Raw genomic sequence first — 21,800 nt, forward strand, 5'->3', positions numbered from 1 at the left:
CAGGGAGGGAGGCCCGAGATGCGCCGTAGGGCCGGTCTGATCCTGCTCGCGCTCGCCGTGTTCTTCACCGCGCTGTCCCCACTGCTGCGCTGGTACGCCTTCCCGAACCTGGCCAAGATCCCGGCGAACCAGTACCAGGACATGGTCCTGGAGGCCAAGGACGCCACTCTGCTCGACTACGCCACGATGACCGCCCGTACGGTGCCGAAGGTCACCATCGTGCAGACCCTCAAGGGCAACGTGGAGGCCTCCGAGGAGATCGAGAGGACGACCGACCGGGACGTCGTCGTCTGGGACGGCCTGTCGTACGTCCAGGGCCCCGACGGCGAGATGGTCTCCCGTATCCCCGAGCGCTACATCTTCGACGCCCACACCCAGGAACCCGTCCACGCCAAGGGCGAGATGGTCGACGGCGACCCCGTGAAACGCCAGGGCCTGGAATTCAAATGGCCCTTCCTCACGGAGAAGAGGGACTACGAGTACTTCGACGCCCAGGCCAGGATCACCGCCCCCATCCACTACAAGGGCACCCAGGACTTCCGCGGCGTCGAGGTCTACTACTTCGAACAGACCATCCCGTGGACCGAGGTGCCCTTCCCCCGCGTCATGCCCGTCGAGGGGATCACCCGGGAGACGGTCGCCCCGACGGGCACGACCCGCTGGTACACCACGGTCCGCAAGTTCTGGGTGGAACCCGTCACCGGAGCCCCCGTCTACGGCGAGGAGATCCACAAGGAGGAACTCCGCGGCGGCACGCTCCTGGGCGACCGCGAGAAGGTGACCGCCTTCGCCGGGCACGTGAAGATGCGCGAGGACTACATCGAGCACACCGTCGACCTGGTCAAGTCCCAGCGCCTGCTCGTCCTGCTCATGACCTCCTACCTCCCCTGGGGATTCCTGGGCCTCGGCCTGCTGCTCCTCGCCCTCGCCCTCTACGTCGAGGCCCGCGGCCGCAGGCCCGGCGAACCGGAGGCCAGTAAGCCCCCGGCGTCCGAGCCGGTCAGCGCCTGAGCCGCGCGTTGGTGTACCGGGTGGGCTCCGCCGTCGCCGGGTCCTCCGGCCACGGATGCTTCGGATACCGCCCGCGCAGTTCCGCCCGCACGGCCCGGTACCCGTCCCGCCAGAACGAGGCGAGGTCGGCGGTGACGGCGGCGGGCCGCCCGGCGGGGGACAGCAGGTGTACCAGCACAGGCACCCCGGCCAGCACGGGCGACTCCCGCAGCCCGAACATCTCCTGCAACTTCACCGCCAGCACCGGCTGTTCTGGCCGCGAGTAGTCCACCCGGATCCGCGAACCGCTCGGCACCTCGATCCGCTCGGGCGCCAGCTCGTCCAGCCGTACGGCGTCCCCCGTGGCCCACGGCAGCAGCCGCTTCAGCCCCTCCCCGGCATCGATCCGCGCGAGGTCGGCCCGCCGCCTGGCCCGGCTCAACTCGGGCTCCAGCCACTCCTCCACGCGCGCGTGCAGGGCGCCGTCGGACACGTCCGGCCACGGCTCACCGAGCCGCCCCCTCAGGAACGCCAGCCGCTGCCGCAGCCCTGCCGCGTCCTGGGACCACCGCAACAGCCCGAACCCCTCGGCCCGCAGCCCTTCCAGCAACGCCTGGCGTACGCGTGCGGGCGTCGCATCCCGCAACGGCCGCACCCCCAACTCCACGGCCCCCAGCCGCTCCACCCGCCGCGCCACGACGTCCCCGTCCCGCCACACGACCTCCTCGTCCCGGCGGTACAGCCCCCCGGCCGCCTCCCGGGCGACCCCCTCGTCGATCGCGACCCCGAGCCGCACGCGCGCGTGCCCGCTCCCCACCGCCCGGTCGGCGACGGCGACGGCGATCCAGCTCACCCCGCGCAACCCGGACGCCTCCGACACCTCGGCCCGGGTCCCGGAGACCATGAGGAACGTCCCGTCGTCCCGTCGGGCCACCCGCTCCGGGAACGCCAGCGCGGCCACTACTCCGGCCGCGTGGTCGCCCCCGGCACCCGCCGCCGCCCCACCGTACGGAGCATCCCCGCGCGGTTCGCCCGGCGAGGCGTCATGGGCCGGTTTCGGGTGGGACAGGGGCCGCGCCGCAGGCGCGGGCGGCGATGCGGTCCGCAGGCGCCGGGCTTCCGCGCGCCAGCGGGCCGCGTAGGCGTCGCCCCCGCGCCGGGCGCTGCGCAACGCGGCGGGCAGGTCGTCGCCGTACTCCCGGGGCGGCTCCTCGCTCAGCAGCGCCACGACCTCCGCCGCGAGCTCGGCGCCCACCAGCGGCGCCGCGTCCAGGAGGGCCCGGGCCAGCCGGGGATGCAGGCCCAGGCGGGACATGCGTACACCCCGGTCCGTGGCGTGGCCCGCGGAGTCGACCGCCCCGATCGCCGAGAGCACGTTCCGCGCCGCCGCCATCGCCCCGCCCGGCGGCGGGTCCAGAAGGGCGAGCCCCGTGGCCTCCGGGTCGCCCCAGCAGGCCGCCTGCAACGCGAACGCCGTCAGATCGGCCACCTTGATCTCCGGCGAGGGGAAGCGCGGCAGACGGGCGTCCTCGGCCTCCGCCCAGCACCGGTAGACGGCGCCCGGGGCCTCGCGCCCGGCCCGCCCGGCCCGTTGCCGTCCGGCCGCCTGCGAGGCCCGTACCGTCGTCAGCGAGCCGAGGCCCCGCGCGTGGTCGACCCGCGGCTCCCGCGCGAGCCCGGAGTCGACGACCACCCGCACCCCGGGCACCGTCAGCGAGGACTCGGCCACCGACGTCGCCAGCACCACCCGGCGTCGCTCCCCGCCCGCCAGCACCGCGTCCTGCACCGCGGCCGGTGCCCGCCCGTGCACCTGGAGCACGTCCACGTCACCGAGCCCGCCCAACTGCCCCGCCACCCGCGCGATCTCGCCCACCCCCGGCAGGAAGCACAGGACGTCGCCCTCGCGTTCGGCCAGCGCCCGCCGCACCACCGACGCGACATGCGTCAGCGCCGCCGGGTCCACCCGCATCCCGTGCGGCGGCCGTACCGGACGCGCCGGCGGCGTCCACACCACCTCGACCGGGTACGACACCCCCTCGGCCGCGACCACCGGCGCCCCGCCCAACAGCCGTGCCCAGCCCTCCGCGTCGGTCGTCGCCGACGCCGCCACCAGCCGCAACTCGGGCCGCAGCGCCGCCCGCACGTCGAGCAGGAACGCCGCGACCGTGTCCGCGTCCAGATGCCGCTCGTGGCACTCGTCGAGCACGACGACGTCGACACCCGGCAACTCCTGGTCCCGCTGCAACCGTTGCAGCAGTACACCGGTCGTGACGACCTCCACGCGCGTGCGTGGTCCCACGACCCGTTCGCCGCGCACCGTGTGGCCGACGCTGTCGCCGGCCTTCTCGCCCAGCAGCCACGCCATCCGCCGGGCCGCCGCCCGCGCCGCGATCCGCCGCGGCTCGGCGACGACCACCCGCCGTACCGGCCCGCCGCCCAACAGGCCCGCCAGGGCGAGCGGCACCAGCGTCGTCTTGCCCGTCCCGGGCGGCGCGACGAGGACGGCGGTGCCGTGCGCTTCCAGGGCGTCGTCCAGTGCGGGCAGGGCGGCGCGCACGGGCAGCGCGTCCAGGGCGTCGTAACGGATCACGCCCCCAGTGTGTCGCCTGCCCGACTCAGTCCCGCTCGCACACGAAGATCGCCGTCCCCGGGATCAGGTTGCCGCGCAGCGGGGACCAGCCGCCCCACTCGGAGGTGTTCCAGGCGGGCCACTCCGGCTCGACCAGGTCGACCAGGCGGAAGCCCGCCGCGACGACGTCCCGGACGCGGTCGCCGACCGTGCGGTGATGCTCGACGTAGACCGCGTTCCCCGTCTCGTCCTGCTCGACGTACGGCGTGCGGTCGAAGTAGGAGCCGGAGACGGACAGCCCCTCCGGGCCGGGCTCGTCGGGGAAGGCCCAGCGGATCGGATGGGTCACCGAGAAGACGAAACGGCCCCCGGGGCGCAGGACGCGGCGGACCTCCCGCAGCACCCGCACCGGGTCGGCGACGAAGGGCAGCGCCCCGTACGCCGAGCACGCCAGGTCGAAGGAGGCGTCGGCGAACGGCAGATCGCCGGCGTCGGCGCACACCAGGGGGAAGGACCCGCCGATGCGCAGCGCGTGCTGCAGCTGGCGGTGGGAGAGGTCCAGGGCCACCGGACGGGCGCCCTGGGCGGCCAGCCAGCGCGCGCACTGCGCGGCACCGGCTCCGATCTCCAGGACGTCCTTGCCCTTCAGCTCCTCCGGCGGCCCCAGCAGCTCCGCCTCGATCTCGTCGAGCCCTTCCGGGCCCCACACGAATCGGTCGTCGCCGAGGAACGTGCCGTGCTCGACCTGGTAGTCGTCGGCGTTCCGGTCCCACCAGCCCCGGTTGGCCCGGGAACTCTCCGTCATCCCGGCGTCGCGGCGGGTGGCCTCCGGTTCGTCGGTCCCGGTGGCACCGGACGCCTCGTGGGCCCCGGCGGCTTCGTGGACTTCGGGCTCTTGGATGATCGGCTCCCTCGTCGTACTCTTCCGTAACCTGCGTGCCGCGACCCGCTCCGGCGGTGACACGAAAGGGGTCTCCCAGGCCTGCGTGGCCTCAAGGGACAGGTTTTGTGCCGGGTATGCGGCGTTCCGCCCCGGGTGTGCGCCTTCGCGCATTGACCCTGCCTGGCTGCCCCCGTATGCTACAAGTTGCGCTGCGGGCCTGCGCACCTCAGACGTAGCAGGCTGCGCTCGCATCTGTTGTATGTCCCCTCGGTTTTCGAGGCGCCACCGGCTTTTCGTCATGGGGCGCTTCCTTGGCTGTCCGGCTTCTTCAGAGCGATACGGGCTCCCGGCGTAGCAGTACCTACGACTCACTGTCCGTACCGGAGCCCTTTCCCACATGACGAGCAGCACCGAGACCACCGCCACCACCCCGCAGGTAGCGGTCAACGACATCGGTAACGAGGAAGCCTTCCTCGCCGCGATCGACGAGACGATCAAGTACTTCAACGACGGCGACATCGTCGACGGCGTCATCGTGAAGGTCGACCGGGACGAGGTCCTGCTCGACATCGGTTACAAGACCGAAGGTGTCATCCCGAGCCGCGAGCTCTCGATCAAGCACGACGTCGACCCGAACGAGGTCGTCAAGGTCGGCGACGAGATCGAGGCCCTTGTTCTCCAGAAGGAGGACAAGGAAGGCCGCCTGATCCTCTCGAAGAAGCGCGCCCAGTACGAGCGTGCCTGGGGCACCATCGAGAAGATCAAGGAAGAGGACGGCATCGTCACCGGTACCGTCATCGAGGTCGTCAAGGGTGGTCTCATCCTCGACATCGGCCTCCGTGGCTTCCTGCCGGCCTCCCTCGTCGAGATGCGCCGTGTCCGCGACCTCCAGCCCTACGTGGGCAAGGAGCTCGAGGCGAAGATCATCGAGCTGGACAAGAACCGCAACAACGTGGTCCTGTCCCGCCGTGCCTGGCTGGAGCAGACCCAGTCCGAGGTCCGCCAGACGTTCCTCACGACCCTCCAGAAGGGTCAGGTCCGCTCCGGCGTGGTCTCCTCGATCGTCAACTTCGGTGCCTTCGTGGACCTGGGTGGCGTCGACGGTCTGGTCCACGTCTCCGAGCTGTCCTGGAAGCACATCGACCACCCCTCCGAGGTCGTCGAGGTCGGCCAGGAGGTCACGGTCGAGGTCCTCGACGTCGACATGGACCGCGAGCGCGTCTCCCTGTCGCTGAAGGCGACCCAGGAAGACCCGTGGCAGCAGTTCGCCCGGACCCACCAGATCGGTCAGGTCGTCCCGGGTAAGGTCACCAAGCTGGTTCCGTTCGGTGCGTTCGTCCGCGTGGACGAGGGCATCGAGGGTCTGGTCCACATCTCCGAGCTGGCCGAGCGCCACGTGGAGATCCCGGAGCAGGTCGTCCAGGTCAACGACGAGATCTTCGTCAAGGTCATCGACATCGACCTCGAGCGTCGTCGCATCAGCCTCTCGCTGAAGCAGGCCAACGAGTCCTTCGGTTCGGACCCGGCCTCGGTCGAGTTCGACCCGACCCTGTACGGCATGGCCGCGTCCTACGACGACCAGGGCAACTACATCTACCCCGAGGGCTTCGACCCCGAGACCAACGACTGGCTCGAGGGCTACGAGACCCAGCGCGAGGCTTGGGAGGGCCAGTACGCCGAGGCGCAGCAGCGCTTCGAGCAGCACCAGGCCCAGGTCATCAAGTCCCGCGAGGCCGACGCCGCTGCCGCGGCCGAGGGCGGCGACGCCGCGGGTGCGGCTCCGGCCGCGGGTGGTGGCTCCTACTCCTCCGAGGGTGCGGACACCTCCGGTGCCCTGGCTTCGGACGAGGCCCTGGCGGCCCTCCGCGAGAAGCTGGCCGGCGGCCAGAGCTGAACGCCCACGGCTGAGCGTTAGCCGATAACACCTCGGGCCCGCGTCCTTCCTGGACGCGGGCCCGAGGTGCGTCATGAACTGGACGTCCCCGCCGAGGTGTTCACCTTCCCGGGAATGCCGGGCCTCCGCCCCGCGTTGTGCAGTACGAACACGAGGAGGAGCGGTCACAGTGCTTGATCCGCAGGGTTTGTACGCATGGGAGCCGAAGGGCCTGGCAGTCGTCGACATGGCACTCGCCCAGGAGTCGGCGGGACTTGTCATGCTCTACCACTTCGACGGATACATCGACGCGGGTGAGACGGGCGACCAGATCGTCGAACGGCTCCTCGGCTCGCTGCCCCACCAGGTGGTGGCCCGCTTCGACCACGACCGGCTCGTGGACTACCGCGCCCGCCGCCCGCTGCTGACGTTCAAGCGCGACCGCTGGAGCGACTACGAGGTGCCGGCCCTGGAGGTGCGGCTCGTCCAGGACACCACCGGAGCGCCGTTCCTGCTGCTGTCGGGCCCCGAGCCGGACGTGGAGTGGGAGCGCTTCGCCGCCGCCGTCCGGCAGATCGTGGAGCGCCTCGGTGTCCGCCTCTCGGTGAACTTCCACGGCATCCCCATGGGCGTCCCGCACACCCGCCCGGTCGGCCTCACCCCGCACGGCAACCGGGCCGAGCTCGTCCCCGGCCACCGCAGCCCCTTCGAGGAGGCGCAGGTGCCCGGCAGCGCCGAGTCCCTGGTGGAGTACCGCCTCATGGAGGCCGGACACGACGTGCTGGGCGTCGCCGCACACGTCCCGCACTACATCGCCCGCTCGCCCTACCCGGACGCCGCACTGACCGTCCTGGAGGCCGTCACGGCCGCCACCGGACTGGTGCTGCCCACCGTCGCCCACGCCCTGCGCACCGAGGCGCACCGCACGCAGACGGAGATCGACCGGCAGATCCGGGAGGGCGACGAGGAACTGCTCGCTCTCGTGCAGGGCCTGGAGCACCAGTACGACGCCGCCGCGGGCGCCGAGACGCGGGGCAACATGCTCGCCGAGCCCGTCGACATCCCCTCCGCCGACGAGATCGGGCGGGAGTTCGAGAAGTTCCTGGCGGAGCGGGAGGGCGAGGGCTGAGCCGGCCGAGCCCGCCCGGGTCCGCTCTTCAGGTGTGTCAGTGGCAGGGCCTAAGCTGCCGGGCATGCTGAAAGTGGGCCTGACCGGCGGCATCGGTGCCGGCAAGAGCGAGGTGTCACGGCTGCTGGTGGAGTGCGGCGCCGTGCTGATCGACGCCGACCGTATCGCGCGTGAGGTCGTCGCACCGGGCACCCCCGGACTCGCGGCGGTCGTCGAGACCTTCGGCGAGGGCGTCCTCGCGCCGGACGGCAGTCTGGACCGCCCCAAGCTGGGCTCCGTCGTGTTCGCGGACCCGGAGAAGCTCGCCGCGCTGAACGCGATCGTGCACCCCCTGGTGGGCGCCCGCTCCAGAGAGCTGGAGACCGCCGCCGCCGAGGACTCCGTCGTCGTCCACGACGTCCCCCTGCTCGCCGAGAACGGCCTCGCCCCGCTCTACGACCTGGTGGTCGTCGTGGACGCGGCGCCCGAAACCCAGCTCGACCGCCTCGTGCGGCTGCGCGGTATGACCGAGGAGGACGCCCGCGCGCGCATGGCCGCCCAGGCGACCCGCGAGAAGCGGCTGGAGATCGCGGACATCGTCGTCGACAACGACGTCCCCCTCGACGACCTGCGGCGGAGAGTGCGGGAGGTGTGGGCGGACCTGACCCGCCGGGCCCACGCGTCCCGGGAGGGATCCGAACACCCACAGGAATAGCGGGGTCGCACGGGGCGTTGAACCGTCCCAGCAAGGGAAGGACTCAGCCGTGCCCGAGACCAGCGGTTCCACCGGACGTAGCCCTCAGACGCATGTCATCGACTTCCGCGCCGCCGAGCACCTGCTCGCCGCGAAGGACCCGCGGGGTGCCGTCAAACTGCTCGACCGCGTCATAGCCGAGCACCCCGAGAACACGGCGGCCCGGCTGCTGCGCGCCCGCGCCTTCTTCGCCGCGGCCCAACTGCGGCCCGCGGAGCTGGAGTTCACCATCGTCCTGGAGCGCGAGCCGGACAACGCGTTCGCGCACTTCGCCCTGGCCCGCACCTATGAGCGCCAGGCCCGCCCCGACCAGGCCAAGCGCCACTTCCGGCTCGCCGCGGCCCTCGACCCGAATCCGCAGTACGTGGAAGCGGCCCGGTTCGACTCCTGACGGCCCGACCGCCCGCTACGGGTGGTGGGGCCCCGGCGGTGGGTACGGCGGGATGTCACGGCCCGGCTGGTAGTGCGGCCCCTGACGGATGTGGCGCACGACCATCACCAGGTCGACGGTGACGATCATCCACAGCACCCCGCAGGCGACGGCCCAGCCGGTACGGCCGACGACCGCGAAGGCCGCCGTCCCGGCGATCGCCCAGATCAGGCCCCACACACTCAGCCAGAGCCGCATCCGCAGAGGACTGCGCGCTGTCGTCGGTTCACTGCCGGTACGCATCGCCGCCACTCCTCCTCGTCCTGTTCGGAAACGTACTCCTCGTCCCACGCGTTTCCCCAGGAGACCGACGGAAACGGGGAGGCGAAGGTGCTGCTGGACGCGGTGCGGGCGGACGAGAGGCTCGCCGACTGGCTGGGGAGCCTGGAGGAGAGCGGGGCCGCCGCGGTGGAGGCGCGGCTGCCGGACACCGACGACGAACTGCTCGACGCGCTGCTGGATCTCACCGTGCCGTTCGAGGACGTCAACGACCTGATCGCGCTGCGCCGCGCGCTGGCCGCCGACGAGGGGGCGACCTGGCTGCTCGGGCGGTGCGTCGACGGGTTGGTACGGGACATGGGGAGGGTCGGGAAGGGGCTGAGACTGCTGCCGCTGCCCCTGGAGTCGGGTCCGCTCGGCCGCTACTTCCACGTGTACGTCTTCGTGGCGGCCCTGCCGTACGTGCGCGCGTACCACCGGGAGCGCGGCATTCCCGACGACGTCTCCCGGCGCACCCTCGCCGACCTGGGCCGAGGTCTGGTGCTGCACCGCCGGCGGTACGGCGTGGGCGGGCTCGTCGCGCCGACCTGGTACTCGTTGCACTTCCACGGAGAGCTGTTCCAGCTCGGCCGGCTGCAGTACCAGCGGTCCCGGGTGGGCGGACGGGAGGGCGTCGCGCTGGCGGCGGCGGGCCTCGCCCTGCGGCCCGGGGAGCCGTGCCTCGACCTGCACATACCCGACTACGCGGGGCCCCTGACGCCGATGGCGTGCGACCGGTCGCTGGCGTCGGCCCGCGACTTCTTCGCACGGCACTTCCCGGAGGAGCGGTACACGGCGGGCTGCTGTCACTCCTGGCTCCTCGACCCGCAGCTGCGGCGGTATCTGCCGGCGGACTCCAACATCGTCCGGTTCCAGCAGCGGTTCCGGGTCGCCGGCGGCACCGGCGAACCCGAGGACGACCTGCCGGTCCGCTTCGTGTTCGGGGACCCCGACCTGCCGGTGGAGACCCTGCCGCGCCGGACGCGTCTCGAACGGGCCGTGGTCGATCATCTGCGCGCGGGCGGGCACTGGTACAGCGGGCACGGCTGGTTCACCTGGTGAGGCTTGCGCGGTCCGCCGGAACCGAGACGTCGAGGACACGCTGATTCACCCCATCGGGTGAGGCCTGAGGGGAACGGCCCCTGTCGGCCCGGCCGTTGGACGGACATGGGCATTCAGATGCGTGAGGGATACAAGGGGAGCGGGTCCGGCGCGATCACCCCGGACGGCTGCGCGGTCGAGCTGTACACGCGACTGCCGGTGGGGGACGAACCGGAGGTGATCGCGGGCGTCGCACCCGCGGGGGCGCGCATCCTCGAACTGGGCTGTGGAGTGGGCCGGATGACCCACCCCCTGATCGAACGGGGATTCACCGTCACGGCCGTCGACGAGTCGGCGGAGATGCTGGAGCGGGTGCGCGGCGCCCGCACGATCCACGCCTCGATCGAGGACCTCGATCTGGACGAGACGTTCGACGTGGTGCTGCTCGCCTCCTTCCTCGTCCACACCGGGGACCCCGATGTGCGGCGGGGAATGCTCGCGACGTGTGTGCGCCATCTCGCGGACGGCGGCTTCATCCTGATCCAGCGCGAGGGGGAGGACTACCACAGCAACGTCCCCAGGGAACGGGTCGACCCCCGAGGCTTCACCATCCGCATAGCCTCGACCGAACCGATCGGCGACGGGGTCCACTCGGTGACCGCGGAGTACTTCTTCCCGGACGGCGAATGGACCCAGACGTTCCGCTCACGCCCCATGACCAAGGAGCAGTTCGAGGAGGCGCTGGCGGAGGCCGGGCTGAGGGTGGACCGGTATCTGACGGAGGACCGGATCTGGGTGAAGGCGGTGCCGTTGGGGTGAGCGGACCGGCCCGGGTGCGGATTCAGGCGTTAATTCCGGGCGGGCGGCGATGAGTTCGGGGGAGTGGCCCGGTCTACCTCCGTGACAGCGAACACGGAACCGCTTCCCGGAGGAGACCCCATGTCCGAGACCACCGCTCCCGTCGTCCGTACCGAGGCCACCGCGCGCGGCAAGGGCGCGCGCATCTCGCTGCGCGCGCTGCAGATCGCGCTCGCGTTGTTCTACGGGTTCGCGAGCGCTCTGCCCAAGCTGATCGCCCACCCGTCCGCCGTCGAGTCCTTCGACACGCTCGGCTGGGGCAGCGCGGGGATGTACACCATCGGCGTGCTCGAACTTGCGGGCGCCGTCGGGCTGTTGATCCCCGTGCTGGCCCCGGTCGCGGCGGTGTCGCTGGGCGCGTTGATGGTGGGGGCGTTCATCACGCAGCTCACCGCCTTCGACGGGCAGTACGCGGCGACACCGCTCATCCTGATCGTTCCGCTCGCCCTGATCGCCTGGGTGCGCCGCCGGGACGCGGCCGGGCTGACGAAGCTCGCGCACGGCCGCCGGGCGTGACCGTCGCGGCTGGGCAGGGCAGGGCGTGGCGATACGGGCGACGGCACCTCGGGGCCGCGCGGGCGGGTGGGCTCAGCTGGGGCGGCGGTGCCGGTCGGCGTTCGCCGCCTCGGCCAGGCCGCGCAGGCGCTCCATGTCCCGTCGATCGCGCTTGGTGGGGCGACCGGTGCCCCGATCACGGATGCCGGCGGGGGCGACGGCCTCGCGGGGCGGGGGCGGCGGAGAGTTGTCGACGTAGCACTCGGCGGCGACGGGCGCACCGACCCGCTTGCGGATCAGGCGCTTCACGATCACGATCCGCTCGTGGCCGCCGGCCTGGCGCAGTCGTACCTCGTCGCCGACGCGCACCGCGTATGCGGGCTTGACGCGTTCGCCGTTGACATGGACGTGGCCGCCACGGCAGGCGGTGGCGCCCATCGAACGGGTCTTGACCAGACGCACCGACCAGATCCAGCTGTCGATGCGCACGCTCTCGCCGCTCGCCGGTCGGGCCGCCACGGCGGACGTCGCCGGCGATCCGTCGGAGCCCCCGTCCGTCGCGGCCGGATCGCCCGCCCGCTCCCGCCTACCTTCAGAAGCCATGCCTCGACCTTAGCTCCCCGGCCGCCCCACGGGGCAGGCGATCACCGGACGTACCGTGGAGACATGGACGGCGGCGGCAGCGGTGGTGACGGGGTGGTGGCCGACAGCGGAGGCGGTCGAGGCGGCGGCGAGGGCACCGGTCTCGCCGCGCTGGACGAGCGGATCACCGGGTGCCGGGCCTGCCCCCGGCTGGTCGAGTGGCGGGAGGAAGTCGCGCGCACCCGACGGGCCGCGTTCGCCGACCAGGAGTACTGGGGGCGGCCGGTACCGGGCTTCGGCCCGCCCGACGCCGCGCTGCTGATCGTCGGGCTCGCACCCGCGGCGCACGGGGCGAACCGGACGGGACGGATGTTCACCGGCGACCGCTCGGGCGACGTGCTCTACGCGGCGCTGCACGACGTGGGTCTGGCCTCGCGTGCCACGGCGGTCGCCATGGACGACGGGCTGCAGCTGCACGGCGTGCGGATCACCTCCCCCGTGCACTGCGCGCCGCCCGCCAACAAGCCGACACCCGAGGAGCGGAACACCTGCCGGCCCTGGCTGGTGCGGGAGTTGGAGCTGCTGCGGCCTACGCTGCGGGCCGTGGTCGTGCTCGGCGGCTTCGGGTGGCAGGCCGCGCTGCCCGCGCTCGCCGAGGCCGGCTGGGACGTGCCCCGGCCCCGGCCCGTCTTCGCCCATGGCACCCGGGTCCCGCTGGACGGTCTCGACCTCTTCGGCTGCTTCCACGTCAGCCAGCGCAACACCTTCACCGGCCGCTTGACCCCTGCCATGCTGCGGGACGTCCTGCGTACGGCGGCGAGGTCGGCGGGGCTGGCGGTCGTGCCGTAGCCGAGGGGAGAACTGCGCGGCGGCCCAGCGGAAAACCGGATGCGGACCTCGTCGTACGCCGGTTAGGGTCGCGCAATGCCCCTCTATCCAGAGATCGAACCGTACGACCACGGCATGCTCGACGTCGGGGACGGCAACCGGGTGTACTGGGAGGTCTGCGGGAATCCGCGGGGCAAGCCCGCCGTCGTGCTGCACGGCGGGCCGGGCTCTCGGGCCAACGCCTGGTTCCCCCGGCTCTTCGACCCCGAGGCGTACCGGATCGTGCTGCTCGACCAGCGGGGCTGCGGACGGTCGACGCCGCCGGCGAGCGCGTACGAGACCGACATGAGCGTCAACACGACGGAGCGGCTGATCGCCGATCTGGAGCTGTTGCGGCGGCACCTCGGGATCGGGCGGTGGCTCGTGTGGGGGGTGTCGTGGGGGTCGGCGCTCGGTCTGCGGTACGCGCAGACGCATCCGGAGGCCGTGACGGAGCTGGTCCTCACCGGTGTCGCCACCGGGTCCGACGCCGAAGTCGCCCTGCTGACCAGGGGACTCGGGCAGTTCTTCCCGGAGGCGTTCGAACGGTTCGTGGCCGAGCTGCCCGAGGAGGAGCGGGACGGGAATCTGCCGGCCGCCTACAACCGGTTGCTCGAGTCGCCCGACGAGGCGGTGCGGGCGCGGGCCGCGCGGGCCTGGACGGACTGGGAGACCGCCATCGCGGCGCAGCCGCCCCGCTCGGTGCCGCGCTATGAGGACCCGGTCTTCCGCTACGGCTTCGCCCGTACCGTCACCCACTACTGGGGCAACGGCCACTTCCTCGGCGGCGACGGCGACGCGGACGGGGTCGTCCTGCGTGACGCGCCGCTGCTCAAGGGCATCCCGGGCACGCTCGTCCAGGGCAGCCTCGACCCCGGCAACCTCCTCGGTATCGTCTGGCGCCTCCACCACGCCTGGCCCGGCAGCGAGTTGATCCTCGTCGACGACGTGGGACACGACGCGGGCGCGCCGGACATGACGGAGGCACTGGTGGCGGCGACGGACGGGTACGCCGGGAACGGCTGAGGCCGCCGGCCGTCAGAGGCGACGCGGGCCACCGAGACGGGCCGGGCGCCGCCGTCACAGTCCGGCGAGGCGCCGCAGGGGCTCCAGCGGTAGCGGGAGAAGAAGCCGGTGGTTTCACGGCCCGCCGGGGCTCACGGCCCGCCGGGGCTCACGGCCCGCCGGGGCTCACGGCCCACCGGCGCCGGCCCGCCGACCCGGTCGGCCGGGGGTTCACGGCCCGCAAGACCCGGCCGTCGTGTCCGGCCCCGCCGCCCTCCCAGGGCCGGCCGTCCTCTTAGGTCCGGCCGTCGTGTCGGGTCCGCTGTCCTCCCACGTCCGGCCGTCGTATCGGGTCCGCCGTCCTCCCACGTCCGGCCGTCGTGTCCGGTCCGGCGTCCTTCTAGGTTCCGCCGCCCTCCCCGTTTACGCCGCCCTCCCCGTTCCGGTCGTCCTCCCCGGTCTCGCCGAAGAGGTGCCGCACGGTCGACCGATAGTTGGTCCGGACGTGGGTGAGGGCGTGTGCGCGGGCGCGGTCCGGGTCGCCTGAGGCGATGGCGTCGTACAACTCCCGGTGTTCCGTGAGGAGTTGGGGCCACTCGGTGTTCTGGCGGGTCAGCCAGCGCAGTCGGCCGTCGACCGGCTCCATGACGGAGGCGAGCAGGCTGTTGCCGGCCATGGCGAGGACGCGGTCGTGGAAACGCGTGTTGATGTCGGTGATCGTCTCGGCGTCCCCGGCGTGAGTCGCCTCCGCGGCCCGGTCGAGCAGGGCCGACAGCTCGGCGAGGGACTCGGGGGTGGCGCGGGAGGCGGCGAGCCCGGCCGCGTACACCTCCAGCGCCTCGCGCAGTTCGAAGAGTTCCGCCACGTCCGCCGGGGTGAGGCGGCGGACGACCGTACGGCGCGGGGTCTCGAAGTGGACGAAGCCCTCGGCGACCAGTGCGCGGATCGCCTCGCGGACCGGGACCCGGGAGACCCCGAAGCGGTCGGCCAGCTCGCGCTCGACGAGCCGGTCGCCCGGACGGAGACGTCCCGCGATGATGTCCTGCCGCAGGGTGCCGAGGACACGCTCGCGCACCGCACCCAGGGGTTCGATCTTCGCTCCTTCCGGAGTCAGGGAGCTCATGGAGCAATCTTCGCCGACACGAGGGGTGTTTTACGTGGGGTTAACGACGGCGACATCGGTCAGAACGGTCGACGGGAGCACTATGGGCGAAGTTTGGTATACCAAACTGCTCGTGGTGCTCCCCCGTTCCCCCACGCCGGTGCCGCACCCGTCCCCACCACCTACGCTCGTCTCCTCTCGCTCCTGGAGGCCCCGTGTCCCTCGCCGACAGTGTCGAAGCCACCGGCACCACAGCGTTCGTTCCCGACCCCCGCCTCACCAACGAAGACCTCGCTCCCGCCGGGAAGCGGAACTGGAAGGTCTTCGACCTCTTCGCCCTGTGGATGTCCGACGTCCACAACCTCGGCAACTACACGTTCGCCGCGGGCCTGCTCGTCCTCGGCATGAACGTCTGGCAGGTGTTCACCTCGCTGCTCGTCGGCTTCGTGATCATCTACATCGGGATGAACTGGATGGGGAAGATCGGACAGCGCCACGGCGTGCCCTTCCCCGTGGTCAGCCGCATCAGCTTCGGCGTCTGGGGCGCCAACATCCCGGCCCTCATCCGGGCCGTGATCGCCATCATGTGGTACGGCATCCAGACCTACCTCGCGTCCGTCGCGGTCAACGTCATGCTGCTGGCCGCCTGGCCGGGCCTGGAGTCCTGGACGCACAACTCCTTCCTGGGCCTGCACCAGCTCGGCTGGTGCACCTTCGTCGCCCTCTGGCTCATCCAGGCGCTGATCATCAGCCAGGGCATGGAGTCGGTCCGCAAGTTCCAGGACTTCTGCGGCCCGGCGATCTGGATCGTCATGATCGCGCTGGCGGTCTGGGTCCTCGCCAAGGCCGACTGGACCATCTCCCTCACCTCCACCCCGAACCCGGTCTCCGTCGGCGAGCAGTGGCGGCAGTGGTTCGGCGCGATCGGGCTGGTCCTCGCCACCTACGGCACGCTGATGCTCAACTTCTGCGACTTCTCCCGCTTCGCCCCCGACTACCGGACGGTCAAGCGCGGAAACTTCTGGGGCCTGCCGATCAACTCGACCGCCTTCGTGGTCGTGTCCGTCATCGTCACGGCCGGCTCGCTGGAGGTCTTCGGCGAGGCCATCACCGACCCGGCCGAACTCGTCGCCAAGGTCGGCAACACCTGGATCCTCGTCCTGGGCGCCCTGACCTTCGCCATCGCCACCATGGGCGTCAACATCGTCGCCAACTTCGTCTCACCGGCGTACGACCTCGCCAACGTCTGGCCGCAGAAGATCACCTTCAAGGTCGGCGGCATGATCAGCACCGTCGCGGCGCTGGTCGTCACCCCGTGGAACCTCTTCTCCAACCCCACCGTGGTGCAGTACTTCCTCGGCGGACTGGGCGCCTTCCTCGGCCCGCTGTTCGGTGTGATCATGCTCGACTACTTCTGGGTCAAGCGCGGCCGCATCGACGTCGACGAGCTCTTCAGCGCCGAGCCCGGCTCCCGCTACTACTACCGCAAGGGCGTCAACCCCAAGGCCCTGTGGGCGTTCCTGCCCGCCGCCGCGGTCTCGGCGGTGCTCGCCCTGGTCACCACCTTCAGCGAGGTCGCCCCGTACTCCTGGTTCATCGGTACGGCGCTGGCCGCCGGGCTGTACGCGGTGCTGTGCCGGGACGAGCGGGCCGCGGGGTCCCCCTCGACGGCTTCCCCCGAGACCCCCTCGGCCGCCTTGACCCCCGCCGTGGAGGGCTGAGCGTGCGTATCGTCGTCACGAACTGCAACACGACGCAGGGAATGACCGAGGAGATCGTGCGAGGTGCCCGGGCCGCAGCAGGCCCGGGCACCACCGTGACCGGACTGACTCCCGCTTGGGGCCCCGAGTCCGCAGAAGGCTGGTTCGACAGCTACCTCTCCGCCGCCGCCGTCCTCGACACCCTGCGGACCTACGAGGAACCGTACGACGCCGTCGTCATGGCCGGCTTCGGGGAACACGGGCGCGAGGGCGCGCGGGAACTGCTGGACGTCCCCGTCGTCGACATCACCGAGGCCGCCGCCCACCTCGCCTGCCTGCTCGGACGCCGCTACGGGGTGGTGACCACCCTGGACCGCACCTGCGGGCAGATCGAGGACAGCCTGGACGCCGCCGGCGTGGGCCGCAACTGCGCCGCGATCGTCGGCACCGGGCTCGGCGTCCTCGACCTCGCCGACACCGACCGCACCACCCTGGCCTTCCTCGCGGCCGGACAGCGCGCCCGCGAGGCGGGGGCCGAGGTACTGGTCCTGGGGTGCGCCGGGATGACCGGGCTGCAGCGGGTGGTGGGGGAGAAGCTGGGGGTGCCGGTCGTCGACGGGGTGGGGGCGGCCGTGAAACTTGCCGAGTCGCTGGTGGGGCTGGGGCTGACCACCAGCCGGGCGGGGAGCTACGCGAAGCCCCTGCCAAAGGGGAGGACGTGGGGGAACGGGGCGCGTTAGAGGGCTTGCGGGCTGCGGCCCTACGGGATCACTGCTCCTACTGGATCCCTGCTGCTACGGGATCCCTGCTGCTACGGGACCACCGCCGTCGCCGTGATCTCCACCAGCTGGCCCGTGTAGCCGAGGCAGGCGACGCCGAGGAGCGTCGAGGAGTGGGGGCCGATGCTCAGGCCGGACGCCTCGACGACGTTCCAGACGGCGGAGAGGACGGCCGGCTCGCTGCTGACGACGTACACATCGGTGTAGGCGACATGCTCGAAGTCACTGCCCACCGCCCGTAGTTGCTCCCCGAGGTTGGCCAGCACCTGCTCGGCCTGCCGCACCGGATCGCCCTCCCCGACCAGTTTGCCGTCGGCGTCCAGCGGGACGGAACCGGCGAGGAAAGCGAGCTTCGTCCCGGCCTCGACGACGGACGCGTGCGCGTAGACGGGCGGTGAGAAGAGGCTGGGCACGTTGGTGCGCCGGATCATCGCTGAAGACACCCGTCGATGATGCTCGTCCCGCTCTCCCTCCGCATCCGAATTCCGGCGAGGGCGAGCGGAGCGGTCAGTCGTTCGAGGCCACGACGGTGGGGCTGGCCCGCGAGAACGCCGCCGTCCAGCACGAATGCGCAGCCCGTCGAGAACGTGGCGTCTGCGATGACGAAGAGCACCATTCGGGCGACCTCGTCGGGTTCCCCGAAGCGCGGGAGGGGCTGCCCGGCGGTACAGGCGTCGCCGAAGCCGGCCGTCATCGGGGTGCGGATGGCACCCGGGTGGACCGAGCACACCCGGACCCCGTCGGCGGCCAGTTCCAGCGCGGCCGTCTTCGTCAGCCCGCGCAAGCCCCATTTGTTCACCAGCACCGAGACCGGGCCCAGCTCCCGTTCCATCACGGCCACCGTCCGCCGCCAGCCGTCCTCGTCGGTGACGTCCAGGCGCCGGTGGCGGGACTGTCCGCCGAGTTCCGCCGCCAGTTCCGCCCCCGCGCCGTCCTGGACGATCGCCACCCGCTCGTCCGGACGTTCCATCACGGCCTCCCGCCTTCCGAATAGCGCTCGGAAATAATCCTTCGAAAGGGAGGGAGTTTCCCTGTTACCGTCCTCCGCGTGGCGAAACTCAATCAGATCATCGCAGTGGAGAAGGGCGTCAAGGCCAAGTCGCAGCAGGACCTGACGGCCGCTCATCACGGGCTGCAGAAGCCGGCTTTGCTGGCCGGTATCGCGCGTACCTATCAGCCGAAGGACGAGGAGGGCGAGCAGTTGCCGCCCGAGTCGACCCGGGTGCAGGTGCGGGCGGAGGACGTGTTGCGGGAGACAGCGGGAGTTCTCACGCGACTGTTCGACGTGACCGCCACCAAGGACTGGGCCAATTGCACCGCGCGGGCGGATGTACAGGTCGAGGGACGGGTGCTCGTCGCCGACGTTCCGGTGGCCTATCTGCTCTTTCTGGAGAAACAGCTCGGGGAGATCAACACACTGGTGCGGAAGCTGCCCGTGCTCGACGCCTCCGAGGCGTGGGCGCAGGATCCGTCCACCGACGCCTGGAAGACCGAGGCGGTGCGGACGGTGCGGACGAAGAAGGTGCCGCGCAACCATGTGAAGGCCGAGGCGACCGACAAGCACCCCGCCCAGGTCGAGGTGTACTACGAGGACATTCCGGTCGGCTACTGGACGACCGTGAAGTTCTCCGGGGCCCTGCCCGCCCGACGCGTCAACGAGATCCTCGGCCGCGTCGAGAAGTTGCAGCAGGCCGTGAAGTTCGCACGGGAGGAAGCGAACGGCGTGGACGTCGTCGACCAGCGGGTCGGTGACGCCGTCTTCGGCTACCTGTTCGGATAGGGCTACCTGTTCGGACGGCCAATAGCCCCATGAACTCCCCGGTCGGCCTGTGAGCCGGGCGGGGTGCGCGAGGAGCGCAAGCTGAAGCTGAGGCTTGTCGTGACGGAGCGGTCCGTACCCGCCCAGGAATTCAGGGACGGGCCGTGATCAATCTCAGACTATTGCTCCAGACTCAGTATTCGCCGCCGATCGCCGCAACGACCGGACTCAGGCCCCGGACGTCGAAATGCTGGTTCAAGTCCAGCCCGCGCAGCTCGATGCGTGGTGGTCCAAAGGCAGGACGCGGCGACATGATGACTGACCTGGGTTCTCAACCGTGGCGGCGTGCCCAAGAGGCGGCATATCAGGGCCCGGGGGCCGGCTACGCCCCCGGGTCCACCTTTATTGCGTTCATAAAGAACATGGCCTCTACAGAGATCGTCACATCGCGGTAATGCGAGCGTCCCATATCCTCCAGGTCCGCGACCTACGGTGGAGTGCACGCACAAGTCACGCACACACGTACACGCATCCGCATCCGCACGCCACCAACGCCCCGGCCACCGTCGCCCGAAGGCACACCCCCGCCCTCACCCGACGACAGGAGCCCCGTGTCCCGCCGCGCCGTCCTCTCCCTGCCGCCCTGGCTCGCCCATGCTCTGCGTGCGCAGCGGGGGCCGGTGCCCTGGAACGCGGTGCTGCGAGGGGCGTTGGCCGGTGGGCCGTTGCTGCTGGTCGCCGTGGTGTGGGGGCGCCCCTCCGTCGGGGTCCTCGCCGCACTCGGCGCCATGCTCGCCGGAATCAACGACCGCCCCGGCAGCAGGCGCGTCGCCGTGCAACGGCTCGGAGTGCCCGCGCTCGCCGGAGCCGTGGGGCTCCTCGTCGGGACGTACGCCGGACAGTACGCCGGGGCCGTCGTCCTCACCCTGCTGCTCACCGCGCTCGGACTGCTCGCCGGCGCGATGAGCGCTGTCGGACCCGTGGCCTCCGGAGCGGGCACCCAACTGCTGGTCGCCGCCGCCATCGGCGCCGGGATGCCGCTGCCCGAACCGGGATGGCAGCGGGCGCTCGCCTACCTGGCCGGCGCCGGATGGCTGCTCGCAGTGCGCCTCGCCCTGCCCACCCCCGCGATCCTCACCGCCGGCGACTACCGCTTCGACGGCGAACGGGACGCCGTCGCCGCCGTGTACGACGCGATCGCGGCGCTGCTGGACGCCGTCGGCACCTCCGGTGCCATCGCCCGGCGGGCCGCGCTGACCGCCGCCCTCGACCACGCCCAGGACGCCCTCGCCGGACCCCGGCTGCGGCGCTACGCCAGCTCGTCGGCCGAACGGCGCCTGCACGCCCAGTACACGGCCGCTCTCCCGCTCGCCGAGGCGGCGACCGCGCTGGCCTGGGCCGGGGACGCCGTCGTCGGCCGCGCGTCCGAAGGCCCCCGGCGGCTCGCCGCGGCCGTACGCGGCAACACCGGCACCGGACCGCTGCCCGCGCCCGCACGCTCGGCGCCCGCGCTGCGCGCCCTCGACGACGCGCTCCTGCGCGCCGCCGAGGCCTTCGACCGGGGCGGCGACCCCCGCGACCTGCACACCCGCCGCCGTACCCTCGGTTCGCTCGTCCGGCTCGGCCTCGGCTCCGGCGGGCGCGAGTACGGGCTGCGGGTCGCCCTCTCCTTCGGCGCCGCCGCGGCCGTGGCCCAGGCGCTGCACCACCAGCACTGGTACTGGCTGCCCGCCACCGCCGTCTTCCTGGTCAAGCCCGACCTCGGGCCGCTCGTGTCCCGGGTGCTGTGCCGGGCGGCCGGGACCGTGCTCGGTGCCGTGCTCTTCGCCGGGTTCGCCGCGGTGCTGCCCCGGCCGGAGGGGCTCATCGCACTGGTCGCGGTCAGCGGCGCGCTGATCCCCGTGGCCACCCGGCACTTCGCCGCCCAGACCGCGGTCGTCACCGTGCTGGTGCTCGCGCTCGTCATGGTCGGCGGCGACCCCCAGGCCTCCTGGAGCCGTATCGCCGAGACCCTGCTGGCCTGCGCCATCGTCCTGATCGTCGGCCACCTGCCGATGCCCAGGGGGCAGCGCGGCGGGGGCGTACGCGCCCGGCTCACCGAAGCGGGCACGGCAGCGCACGCCTATCTCGCACACGTCCTGCACGAGGCGCGCACGCCGGGCGCGGGCCCGGGAGGGGGCGGGACCTCCCCGTCGGGCAGGACGTCCACGCCCCACGGGGTCACCGTGGCCAACGGCGTGACCGTGTCCGTCGGGGCCGCCCTGCCGGGCGAGGCCGACGAGCGGGCCGCCCGCTGGACCCTGCGCCGCGAGGCCTACCGCTCGCTCGCCGGCGCCCGCGCCGCGATCGCCCTCTCCGGGGCCGAACTGCCCGCCCTGGCCCGGCACACCGAGGGCACCGACGAGATCGCCGCCGTGCTCGAACGGCTGGTCGACACCACCACCGCCTGCGCCGTGCACCTCGACGACACGGGACGGCTGGGCCGCCACCACACCGAGCGGCTCACCGCGCTCCTCGACGAACTCGCCCGCCACCGGAGGCACGCCGACATCAGCCTCCCCACCCCACCGGAGGTGGCCGACCTCCTGCCGAGGCCGGGCATGACGGCATGACGGCATGACGGGGTGAGGGGGTGACGGGGTGAGGGGGTGACCGGGAGGACGGGGGCACGGATAAGGGGGCGACGGCGCTGACCCGGCGTCGGCGTGACCGACCGAGTCCGTGCGCGCGAAGCGGCCGGATCCCGC

The 21,800-nt window shown here is 72.0% G+C and carries 21 protein-coding genes; 14 read left to right on the forward strand and 7 right to left on the reverse strand.

What is annotated here, in order from left to right:
• Nucleotides 1–18: 18 nt before the first annotated feature.
• Nucleotides 19–1,011: a DUF3068 domain-containing protein gene (locus tag PUR53_RS41975; protein WP_329912065.1), complete on the forward strand. Its 993-nt coding sequence runs from the start codon at nt 19–21 to the stop codon at nt 1,009–1,011.
• Here the strand turns inward: PUR53_RS41975 and hrpB are convergent.
• Together hrpB and PUR53_RS41985 are read right to left on the reverse strand one after the other, a co-directional pair.
• Nucleotides 1,001–3,580, reverse strand: a complete 2,580-nt coding sequence (gene hrpB, locus PUR53_RS41980) for an ATP-dependent helicase HrpB (protein WP_329899070.1) — start codon at nt 3,578–3,580, stop codon at nt 1,001–1,003. The two genes, PUR53_RS41975 and hrpB, sit on opposite strands and share 11 nt — an antisense overlap.
• A gap of 25 nt (nt 3,581–3,605) precedes the next feature.
• Nucleotides 3,606–4,523: a class I SAM-dependent methyltransferase gene (locus tag PUR53_RS41985; protein ID WP_329899071.1), complete on the reverse strand. Its 918-nt coding sequence runs from the start codon at nt 4,521–4,523 to the stop codon at nt 3,606–3,608.
• Between the two features lie 316 nt (nt 4,524–4,839).
• Here PUR53_RS41985 and rpsA point away from each other — a divergent pair, with 316 nt between their 5' ends.
• The 4 genes from rpsA (at nt 4,840) to PUR53_RS42005 (ending at nt 8,568) form a co-directional block, all read left to right on the forward strand.
• Nucleotides 4,840–6,336, forward strand: a complete 1,497-nt coding sequence (rpsA, locus tag PUR53_RS41990) for a 30S ribosomal protein S1 (RefSeq protein WP_086800035.1) — start codon at nt 4,840–4,842, stop codon at nt 6,334–6,336.
• Nucleotides 6,337–6,505: 169 nt separating this feature from the next.
• A complete protein-coding gene (locus PUR53_RS41995; protein WP_329899072.1) occupies nt 6,506–7,444 on the forward strand; it encodes a proteasome assembly chaperone family protein in 939 nt (312 codons plus the stop codon).
• A 64-nt stretch (nt 7,445–7,508) separates the two neighbouring features.
• Nucleotides 7,509–8,138: a dephospho-CoA kinase gene (gene coaE, locus PUR53_RS42000; protein WP_239753386.1), complete on the forward strand. Its 630-nt coding sequence runs from the start codon at nt 7,509–7,511 to the stop codon at nt 8,136–8,138.
• Nucleotides 8,139–8,187: 49 nt separating this feature from the next.
• Nucleotides 8,188–8,568 carry a tetratricopeptide repeat protein gene (locus PUR53_RS42005; protein WP_329899073.1) on the forward strand — a complete coding sequence of 127 codons (381 nt, stop codon included), beginning with the start codon at nt 8,188–8,190 and terminating at the stop codon, nt 8,566–8,568.
• A 15-nt stretch (nt 8,569–8,583) separates the two neighbouring features.
• On the opposite strand, the gene PUR53_RS42010 is transcribed toward PUR53_RS42005, so the two are convergent.
• Entirely contained in the window at nt 8,584–8,850 is a 267-nt protein-coding gene (locus PUR53_RS42010; RefSeq protein WP_329899074.1) for a DUF6343 family protein, read from the reverse strand.
• A gap of 87 nt (nt 8,851–8,937) precedes the next feature.
• Between PUR53_RS42010 and PUR53_RS42015 the strand changes: the two genes are divergently transcribed.
• The 3 genes from PUR53_RS42015 (at nt 8,938) to PUR53_RS42025 (ending at nt 11,280) form a co-directional block, all read left to right on the forward strand.
• On the forward strand, nt 8,938–9,927 hold the full coding sequence (locus PUR53_RS42015; RefSeq protein ID WP_329912066.1) for an acyltransferase domain-containing protein: 990 nt from the start codon (nt 8,938–8,940) through the stop codon (nt 9,925–9,927).
• A gap of 117 nt (nt 9,928–10,044) precedes the next feature.
• The gene (locus PUR53_RS42020) at nt 10,045–10,725 is read left to right on the forward strand and encodes a class I SAM-dependent methyltransferase (protein ID WP_329899076.1); all 681 of its coding nucleotides are present in this window, start codon (nt 10,045–10,047) and stop codon (nt 10,723–10,725) included.
• Between the two features lie 120 nt (nt 10,726–10,845).
• Entirely contained in the window at nt 10,846–11,280 is a 435-nt protein-coding gene (locus PUR53_RS42025) for a DoxX family protein (protein WP_329899077.1), read from the forward strand.
• A 72-nt stretch (nt 11,281–11,352) separates the two neighbouring features.
• Here the strand turns inward: PUR53_RS42025 and PUR53_RS42030 are convergent, their stop codons facing one another.
• Nucleotides 11,353–11,862: an RNA-binding S4 domain-containing protein gene (locus PUR53_RS42030; RefSeq protein WP_329899078.1), complete on the reverse strand. Its 510-nt coding sequence runs from the start codon at nt 11,860–11,862 to the stop codon at nt 11,353–11,355.
• 63 nt (nt 11,863–11,925) lie between these two features.
• Between PUR53_RS42030 and PUR53_RS42035 the strand changes: the two genes are divergently transcribed.
• A complete protein-coding gene (locus PUR53_RS42035; protein WP_329899079.1) occupies nt 11,926–12,690 on the forward strand; it encodes a uracil-DNA glycosylase in 765 nt (254 codons plus the stop codon).
• A 75-nt stretch (nt 12,691–12,765) separates the two neighbouring features.
• Nucleotides 12,766–13,734, forward strand: coding sequence for a prolyl aminopeptidase (pip, locus tag PUR53_RS42040; protein ID WP_329912067.1), 969 nt, complete (start codon nt 12,766–12,768; stop codon nt 13,732–13,734).
• 379 nt (nt 13,735–14,113) lie between these two features.
• Here the strand turns inward: pip and PUR53_RS42045 are convergent, their stop codons facing one another.
• Nucleotides 14,114–14,836, reverse strand: coding sequence for a GntR family transcriptional regulator (locus PUR53_RS42045; protein ID WP_329899081.1), 723 nt, complete (start codon nt 14,834–14,836; stop codon nt 14,114–14,116).
• A gap of 194 nt (nt 14,837–15,030) precedes the next feature.
• On the opposite strand from PUR53_RS42045, the gene PUR53_RS42050 reads away from it, so the two are divergent.
• Both PUR53_RS42050 and PUR53_RS42055 read left to right on the forward strand, forming a co-directional pair.
• A complete protein-coding gene (locus PUR53_RS42050) occupies nt 15,031–16,536 on the forward strand; it encodes an NCS1 family nucleobase:cation symporter-1 (RefSeq protein ID WP_329912068.1) in 1,506 nt (501 codons plus the stop codon).
• Nucleotides 16,537–16,538: 2 nt separating this feature from the next.
• Nucleotides 16,539–17,255, forward strand: a complete 717-nt coding sequence (locus PUR53_RS42055; protein WP_329912069.1) for an aspartate/glutamate racemase family protein — start codon at nt 16,539–16,541, stop codon at nt 17,253–17,255.
• Nucleotides 17,256–17,326: 71 nt separating this feature from the next.
• Here PUR53_RS42055 and PUR53_RS42060 read toward each other — a convergent pair whose 3' ends face one another.
• Nucleotides 17,327–17,725, reverse strand: a complete 399-nt coding sequence (locus PUR53_RS42060; RefSeq protein WP_319240744.1) for a RidA family protein — start codon at nt 17,723–17,725, stop codon at nt 17,327–17,329.
• Entirely contained in the window at nt 17,722–18,264 is a 543-nt protein-coding gene (locus PUR53_RS42065; RefSeq protein ID WP_329912070.1) for an SDR family oxidoreductase, read from the reverse strand. Before PUR53_RS42065 ends, PUR53_RS42060 begins: the two co-directional genes overlap by 4 nt.
• Nucleotides 18,265–18,342: 78 nt before the next feature.
• Here PUR53_RS42065 and PUR53_RS42070 point away from each other — a divergent pair, with 78 nt between their 5' ends.
• Entirely contained in the window at nt 18,343–19,074 is a 732-nt protein-coding gene (locus PUR53_RS42070) for a DUF7873 family protein (protein ID WP_329899085.1), read from the forward strand.
• A gap of 590 nt (nt 19,075–19,664) precedes the next feature.
• Nucleotides 19,665–21,665, forward strand: coding sequence for an FUSC family protein (locus PUR53_RS42075; RefSeq protein WP_329912071.1), 2,001 nt, complete (start codon nt 19,665–19,667; stop codon nt 21,663–21,665).
• The last annotated feature ends 135 nt before the right edge of the window (nt 21,666–21,800 follow it).

Source organism: Streptomyces sp. SP18BB07 (genome assembly GCF_036322545.1).
In the GTDB taxonomy this organism is placed as follows: Bacteria; Actinomycetota; Actinomycetes; order Streptomycetales; family Streptomycetaceae; genus Streptomyces; species Streptomyces deccanensis.